The following is a 6,469-nucleotide window of genomic DNA, read 5'->3' as shown; positions in this document are numbered from 1 at the left end:
ATTAGCTAAATTAACAGGATATACTCTCAGACAATTTGAAGAGAGATAGGCTTTTAGTGGCTTGGAAACAAGCTTTATCAATTTATTCATAATAAATATTGGCAGAAGATTAAAGATTAGTTATTGTGACTAACTCTTTTGATTAGAACAAGAGAAACTTGAGAATTTTCGGTCAAATTTATTGACTCAAAATCCGGTGTACTTAATTTAAATGAAACAGCCCTAGGGTGTGGGGTGTGGGGTGTGGGGTGTGGGGTTTTACCAGTTTTGAGGTGGCCAATTACCTAATTTTTAGGGAAAAAGTGCCTAAATTTCCCCCCGATCACTCGCATATGCAGTACTTTTTAATTGACAAAAGGTCTAAAAGTCTTACCCAACAAGGTTTTTAGCTTTATTCAGCAAACCCTACCTAGTTCTTAAATTGAACATTCTCTTCACCTCAGTCTGGTTAATTTTTGCCTTAACGTTTTCTGCGGTTTGATTGCTTACTGTCACTAACCGAAGAAATCTTCCCTTTAGATAGACCGACTTTTACCGCAATCTACTTAACCCGAACCGTGGCTAAATTAATCTTTTTTTACCAGGTTCCCTGGAAAGATTAAGGTAAAAATTAGATATATCCGCCCTTAGATTGGCTGATCATGGCTATTTACCACTGGTTCGGGGCTATCCTCGCCAATCCAAGCCCTAACTAACTCGTAGCAGAGACCGAGCAGAACCGGCCCGACGAACAAACCGATAATCCCGTAGGCGATCACTCCCCCGAACACCCCTAGCAGAATCACCACCATGGGAATGGGCAGGCCGCGCCCCATTAAGATCGGCTTAAGGAAATTATCGATCAAGGTGGCGGGAATCATCCAGAGGGTAAATAATAGGGCGATGGAATTGGGTAGTGTTACCCAAGCGTGAATGAGCGCCCCCAAGACAATCAAACTGGGGCCAATTTGGAGAATGCCCAAAATTAGGGTGAGGAGAGTTAATAAACCGGCCGCAGGCGTTCCCACCGCTACTAAACCGATGCCGATCAAAAGACTCTGGATAATGGCAACGCCAATAATACCGCGGCTAACATTGCGGACGGTGGAGGCGGTAAGACTGGCCAGCGCGATTCCTCGACCTGGGGCGATCTTTTCCGCTAACCGGTTCATCAGGTGAGTCAGATTTTTAGCCGAGAGGGTGAGTGCCGCCGCAATCAGAATCGAGACGATAAATTTCAGCACCGTCAGACCAGTACTGGTGGCCAGAGAAAGGGAGATTTTCCCCAGTTCTTTTAATTGCGGCTCGAAGCGTTGAAGAAATTGACCCGTGTTATCTGATGCCTGCTGCCAGAGACTGGCAATCCTTTCGCCGATCAGCGGCCAGGTGGCCACATCGGTGGGGGGAGGGGGAATCAGCACCGCACCAGTATCGATATATTCGGCGAGCGTTCGCAGATTACCCGCCAGAACCGCTGCAATGGCACTCACCGGACCGATAATAATCCCTAGAGAAAGTAGGGTGAGCAGAACTGTGGCCAGTTTCGCCCGGCCAGCGAGTAACTTTTTTAACCAGAGAAAGAGGGGATACCAAGCGATCGCTAGAATTGCTCCCCAGAGGATCATGGTTAGGAAGGGACGCAGCAGGGTGAACCCAGCAAATAACAACAGGCCGAGAAAAAACAGCCGGATGACGAGATCGATAATTTTAGCGTCATTTTTCATCAATAGCGATCGCCTTTTGGCTAGATGAGGACATTTCTGCAATTATGGCAGTTTTTCGTTATCAGTAGTGATTTGCTAGTAGTGGTGATCCGTCTTGCTTATCTCGTGGGGATTGTGTAAAGTGTTTCCTAATCAAAATAATTGCCCAATAAATCTTTAAAACTGATTCTTTTAGGTAAATCTCCTGACAAATATTTTTGGGGTCGGTGCAATGCTTGTTTTAAATAGTCTTGAGGGAGTAAAATCGACTAATTTAATCTGTTAACAAGGATGCTGGCAAATTTATTAGAAGTGCGGGGGGCAACCCGTCGATTTGGGGGATTAGTCGCTGTCGATGGAGTTTCCTTTCAGGTACAAAAAAACGAGATTTTTGGCTTAATTGGACCCAATGGGGCGGGAAAAACGACTTTATTTAATCTGATCACTGGTTTAATTCCCCTATCGAGTGGTGATTTAATTTATCAAGGGTACAGTCTGGCGAATTATCGTCCTCACCAGATCGCTCAGGCAGGAATTGCCCGTACTTTCCAGAATTTGCGCTTATTTGGTGAATTATCGGCTTTAGAAAATGTAGCGATCGCTGGTAACATTCACAATAGCTCCAATCTCTGGACGGGAATTTTGGGTTTACCGGTTTCGAGAAGGGAGGAGGAAAAAACCTACAAAAGAGCGGGGGAATTATTAGATTTAGTCGGATTAACCGACCAAAGCAATCGGAAAGCCTGTAATTTAGCCTATGGTGATCAAAGACGCTTGGAAATTGCCCGCGCTTTAGCTTTGCAACCCCAGTTATTACTCCTCGATGAACCGGCAGCCGGGATGAATCCCAGCGAAAAGGGGTCATTAAGTCAGCTAATTCGACAAATTCGTGATAATTTAGCTTTAACTGTCCTGTTAATCGAACATCATGTGCCTTTAGTGATGGGATTATGCGATCGCATTGCTGTGTTAGATTTCGGTAAGTTAATCGCTTTGGGAGATCCAGCCACAGTTAGGAGCAATCCCGCGGTGATTGAAGCTTATTTAGGGGATGAATAAGGATTTTAGATAATTGCTATTCAGGTTAATGGGAGATGACAATGATTATTTAATTACCAGAGATAGTCAAAAAAAGTCTCTAGTGCTTAAGGACAACCAGATATCATAGGCCCTCTTACGTTAAAATCGATATTTGATAATTTTCCCCTACGCTTGTTCTGCTAACGCTTGCTCTAGTGCCTGCTGTTCAGAAAGAGGGAGATATCCAAAGCGAATGACCGATGTTTCCTGACAAATGAGATAATCTGGATTAAGCTACCTTAACAGAGCCTCAGCTGCAGATGCGATTGCTTGTTTAATCTCTTCATCTGAAGGAGGTTGAGTCGTCTGGAAAAGATCAGATTGCATAAAGAGTCTAGGCCAATCAAAACGCTATGGTTTCTTTTATTTTAACACCAAAAAAGCGATCGCACTCTACAAACATAGCGAAATCGCCCCTAATTTAAGACTTCAATTGTTGCTCGATTTGCCAGTTTTCTATTAAACACTAACTAGCAAAGTCAAATACTGGCGTTTCAATTACCCGTTTTGGTCGCTTATTTTCCCAGATAATTTCCTGCAAGCGTTCGACAGTTTCTGGTGCAAAAAAACGCTCTCCCGTTTCTACACAGACTCTAGCGGGGACATTTTCTATAATAAAAAAATTGCCATTGATTTCAAGGGTATAGGTAACTTCTTGTTCAATTAAGATTTCTTGTCTAGAATTAGTTGACATCTGGTGTTCTCCTTGATTTAAAATCAATCCATAAATTTGGATCGGGTTCATATAGGGTAATAATTTTGAGCAAAGGGCGAGAGGGATAGCTACAATGAATGTGTAAGGCTCTATTAATTAGAGTAAATCCCAACAGTAAACAGCTTGCACCATACTTATCAGCCGGATAATCTTCAATAATTTCGCTTTGTTCCATCGCCTCCCGTAATTCTTGAACACTGATCTGACGCAGGATACTTTGATTGACAGCGTGTTGAGAAAATTCAAATTGGTTTTGTCTAACTTTTTGACGAATTTCCTCAATCATTGCTGTCATAGCCGCCTTTAATTTGAGCGTAAATATCCGTTGCTGTCATTTCGCCAAATAACTGATCTTTAATTTCTAAATAATTTAGAGGTTGGGATGCTGTTTCTCTTAGAAAGAAAGCCGCTTTAGCAATTCCCAATCTCTCTACGAGAGCTTTAACTCCCTCTTTTCTAATTTCCTCAATCTCAGGAATCGTTAAATCTGTTGGAACTTTCATAGTAATTTTTCTCAATTCAAGCGTTGAAAATAATGGCGACAAACTCCACAGGAGTTTTAACAGCAAGACTACCGCTGTATCTTTTAATCATTCGATCGTCGCAGGTAATGAAGTAGTCTGCTTCTATTGCTTCGGCACAAGCAATATGCAAAGCATCTACTCCTTTAATCTTAGCAGCGGTTTCGATTTGCTGTTACCTGGCTAAGATCTCTTCCGTAATCAGTTGAAAGTGCCTAGCTTGTTGCAGGACTAGCTCGACAAAAGTGCAGCGATCGCACTTTATCAATATAGCGCGATCACTTCTAATGTCAGTATTTCAGCTTAAGTTGTTTATTATCAGCAACAACAGGTAATTTACTCGCTATTTAAGGGCGGACTGCTAATAACTGGACTTGTACCGTTTCAGGAAGTTTTATTATGACAAAATGATTTTCTGGATACAAATAATCTTCGCCAGATTCATCAATCACTCGCAAACATCCCACCTCTTGCGCTTTAGCATCAGGTAACACTTGATAAAGTTTACAAACCTCTAAATCTCCGCCTTCTTCAGCGGTAATACAGATAGCAAATTCAATGTTAGATGCTGGTGTTTGCATAAATGTTTAGTCCAAAACTCGTTTAACTTTCATTTTTCGCCGACCAATACCATGAGACTCATACCAGTGTAGTTCAGCTTTGCGGATTTCTCCATTAGGAAATTGAACTAAGCTGACTCCTTTTAGCTTCCGCCATCGACGACCCCCAAACTGGGCTTTTAGCCTTCTGAGTTCACGAATAGAGAGGTTGACGGCGATAATCTCTATTTCGGTTAGTTCTCCAATCAACTCAAAGCCATTACCCATCTCATCATTCTAACAAAGATTAATAAAAATGTGGAATGTCCCAAAAAAAGCGATCGCACTATATTGATTAAGTGCGATCGCTGCTAATTTAAGGCTAGATTGACCAGTTTTTTATTTTAATTTGCGCTTCAAGACTGAACCCGCACCTAAAGCACCAAGAGTTAGTAAGCCCAGGACTGAAGCAGGTTCGGGAACCTTTTCTGGTCCAGGACCAGGTCCGCCTGGTACATCGTGGACAAGGTTATCAAATCCTATCCCTCCTGGATCGGTGTTATGAATAGAGATGCCAGCAATCTCCTTGATTCCACTCATCTGTTTGAAGCCATAAGAAGTATTGCTTAAGCCAGAGAGTATGATAGTGTCTATTAGAGAACCATTGCGCCGGAAGAAGTTCATAGTAGCTGAACCACCATCACCACCCACTAAATCAAAGCCAAATTCTGATTGGTCAAAATCAAACAGAACTGCAAAAGATCCCTCGCCAATTGCACCGAAGTCTGGAAATCCCAGTGGACCAAGGCCGGTGAGAACTTGAGAAGTAGTAAAGGTGAAAACATTGAGATTCTGATTGGCGGCACCAACTTGTAAAGCCAGCGGACCCGTCGGAGTACCTGACAAGATATCAGAGTTCCCGCTGAAGGAGAGTGACTGACCAACGAAGCGTTCAGCAAAGTCTGCCCCATTAGACTCGAAGATAGCATTGTAATTAGTCCCTGGAGCAGGACCTCCCAATACATCATCAAAGGTAATCAAACCTGTTCCTGTTACTGTACCAGGAGCTACTTGGATGATTGCTGCTTCTACCTTAGAAATGACCAAAGTACAAGCAGATATAGCTGCAAAAGCACCAACCATCGAAAATTTTTTCAGCACAGTTGAAGTCTTCATACTCAGAAACTTTCCTCAAAACAAATAAACAAACAAACGTTCTGACTGCCCTTTAAAGGAGAAAATATCGAATTAAGCGACATTGGCAAGGGAGAAAGATTGATTTTTCCAAAATTGTCAATCACTAAATTTTAAGCTAGTTCCTCAATGACAATACAGAGCCACAACGAAATCATACCCCCCCCCCGATTTTGTCAAGCCTAAACCAACAGAAATTAACAAAAATTTACAATTGTTGTTGCCCTTGAGAGTAGGGTAGTAAAAAATAAAAAATCTTTGGTTCTTCGTTACCTGTTATGGTTCGATAGGGTGGCATAAATCGACTAAATTCTTATCTGGCAAGAGACTTAATTGATTAGTTCGTTCTAGATCGAAAACAATTGACAAATATCGCAGCAATGTCTTTCTCTATAAGGGTTTCATCTCTTATAATCCCGTCCCTTGCATAACACAAACCGAAGAACCAAATCTTTTAACGGGTTGGTCTTGGATTTTAGAATCTCTATGTCTGTCGGGAATTGAGAAATTTAGTATGTAGCTATACACGATTAATTACACAATCTAACTACTAATCTTGTTAGCGCGTAACAACTCTCGACGCACCTCATAATCAGCAATTTCTGGAAGAATAACCCTAATAAGCTTTTACGCATTTAAGTTACATTAACAGCATTACCCTTATTTTTAAGTTTTCTACTCCATTTAATAATCAATCCCCCTTCATTTAAAAGCTGATTGACTACTTTTTCCAGTTCT

8 protein-coding genes are annotated in these 6,469 nt (G+C 41.7%); 1 reads left to right on the top strand and 7 read right to left on the bottom strand.

Going from position 1 to position 6,469, the window contains the following annotated elements:
* Positions 1-626 precede the first annotated feature (626 nt).
* The gene (locus EWV84_RS15910; protein ID WP_287078785.1) at positions 627-1,703 is read right to left on the bottom strand and encodes an AI-2E family transporter; all 1,077 of its coding nucleotides are present in this window, start codon (positions 1,701-1,703) and stop codon (positions 627-629) included.
* Positions 1,704-1,973: 270 nt separating this feature from the next.
* On the opposite strand from EWV84_RS15910, the gene EWV84_RS15905 reads away from it, so the two are divergent.
* Positions 1,974-2,741, top strand: a complete 768-nt coding sequence (locus tag EWV84_RS15905) for an ABC transporter ATP-binding protein (protein WP_287078784.1) — start codon at positions 1,974-1,976, stop codon at positions 2,739-2,741.
* Positions 2,742-3,228: 487 nt separating this feature from the next.
* Here EWV84_RS15905 and EWV84_RS15900 read toward each other — a convergent pair whose 3' ends face one another.
* From EWV84_RS15900 to EWV84_RS15875, 6 genes are all read right to left on the bottom strand, one after another.
* The gene (locus tag EWV84_RS15900) at positions 3,229-3,507 is read right to left on the bottom strand and encodes a YgiT-type zinc finger protein (RefSeq protein WP_002767595.1); all 279 of its coding nucleotides are present in this window, start codon (positions 3,505-3,507) and stop codon (positions 3,229-3,231) included.
* Complete coding sequence (locus EWV84_RS15895; protein ID WP_002779213.1) at positions 3,446-3,763, bottom strand: DUF4258 domain-containing protein; 318 nt, start codon at positions 3,761-3,763, stop codon at positions 3,446-3,448. The genes EWV84_RS15900 and EWV84_RS15895 overlap by 62 nt, the downstream gene beginning before the upstream one ends.
* Entirely contained in the window at positions 3,756-3,980 is a 225-nt protein-coding gene (locus EWV84_RS15890) for a hypothetical protein (RefSeq protein WP_287078782.1), read from the bottom strand. Before EWV84_RS15890 ends, EWV84_RS15895 begins: the two co-directional genes overlap by 8 nt.
* A gap of 365 nt (positions 3,981-4,345) precedes the next feature.
* Positions 4,346-4,579 (bottom strand): hypothetical protein, encoded by a 234-nt coding sequence (locus EWV84_RS15885; protein WP_002745620.1) that lies wholly within the window; start codon positions 4,577-4,579, stop codon positions 4,346-4,348.
* 6 nt (positions 4,580-4,585) lie between these two features.
* Positions 4,586-4,825 carry a hypothetical protein gene (locus tag EWV84_RS15880; RefSeq protein WP_287078781.1) on the bottom strand — a complete coding sequence of 80 codons (240 nt, stop codon included), beginning with the start codon at positions 4,823-4,825 and terminating at the stop codon, positions 4,586-4,588.
* Between the two features lie 111 nt (positions 4,826-4,936).
* Positions 4,937-5,713, bottom strand: a complete 777-nt coding sequence (locus tag EWV84_RS15875) for a PEP-CTERM sorting domain-containing protein (protein ID WP_287078780.1) — start codon at positions 5,711-5,713, stop codon at positions 4,937-4,939.
* Positions 5,714-6,469: the final 756 nt, after the last annotated feature.

It is taken from the genome of Microcystis sp. M_QC_C_20170808_M3Col (assembly GCF_007095505.1).
In the GTDB taxonomy this organism is placed as follows: domain Bacteria; phylum Cyanobacteriota; class Cyanobacteriia; order Cyanobacteriales; family Microcystaceae; genus Microcystis.
This window is presented reverse-complemented; position numbering and strand designations above follow the sequence as displayed.

Bases quoted from the DNA above. Each gene is read 5' to 3' on its own strand.
- EWV84_RS15910 (WP_287078785.1), bottom strand. From the start codon at position 1,703: ATGAAAAATGACGCTAAAATTATCGATCTCGTCATCCGGCTGTTTTTT.
- EWV84_RS15885 (WP_002745620.1), bottom strand. From the start codon at position 4,579: ATGCAAACACCAGCATCTAACATTGAATTTGCTATCTGTATTACCGCT.
- EWV84_RS15900 (WP_002767595.1), bottom strand. From the start codon at position 3,507: ATGAACCCGATCCAAATTTATGGATTGATTTTAAATCAAGGAGAACAC.
- EWV84_RS15895 (WP_002779213.1), bottom strand. From the start codon at position 3,763: ATGATTGAGGAAATTCGTCAAAAAGTTAGACAAAACCAATTTGAATTT.
- EWV84_RS15880 (WP_287078781.1), bottom strand. From the start codon at position 4,825: ATGGGTAATGGCTTTGAGTTGATTGGAGAACTAACCGAAATAGAGATT.
- EWV84_RS15890 (WP_287078782.1), bottom strand. From the start codon at position 3,980: ATGAAAGTTCCAACAGATTTAACGATTCCTGAGATTGAGGAAATTAGA.
- EWV84_RS15875 (WP_287078780.1), bottom strand. From the start codon at position 5,713: ATGAAGACTTCAACTGTGCTGAAAAAATTTTCGATGGTTGGTGCTTTT.
- EWV84_RS15905 (WP_287078784.1), top strand. From the start codon at position 1,974: ATGCTGGCAAATTTATTAGAAGTGCGGGGGGCAACCCGTCGATTTGGG.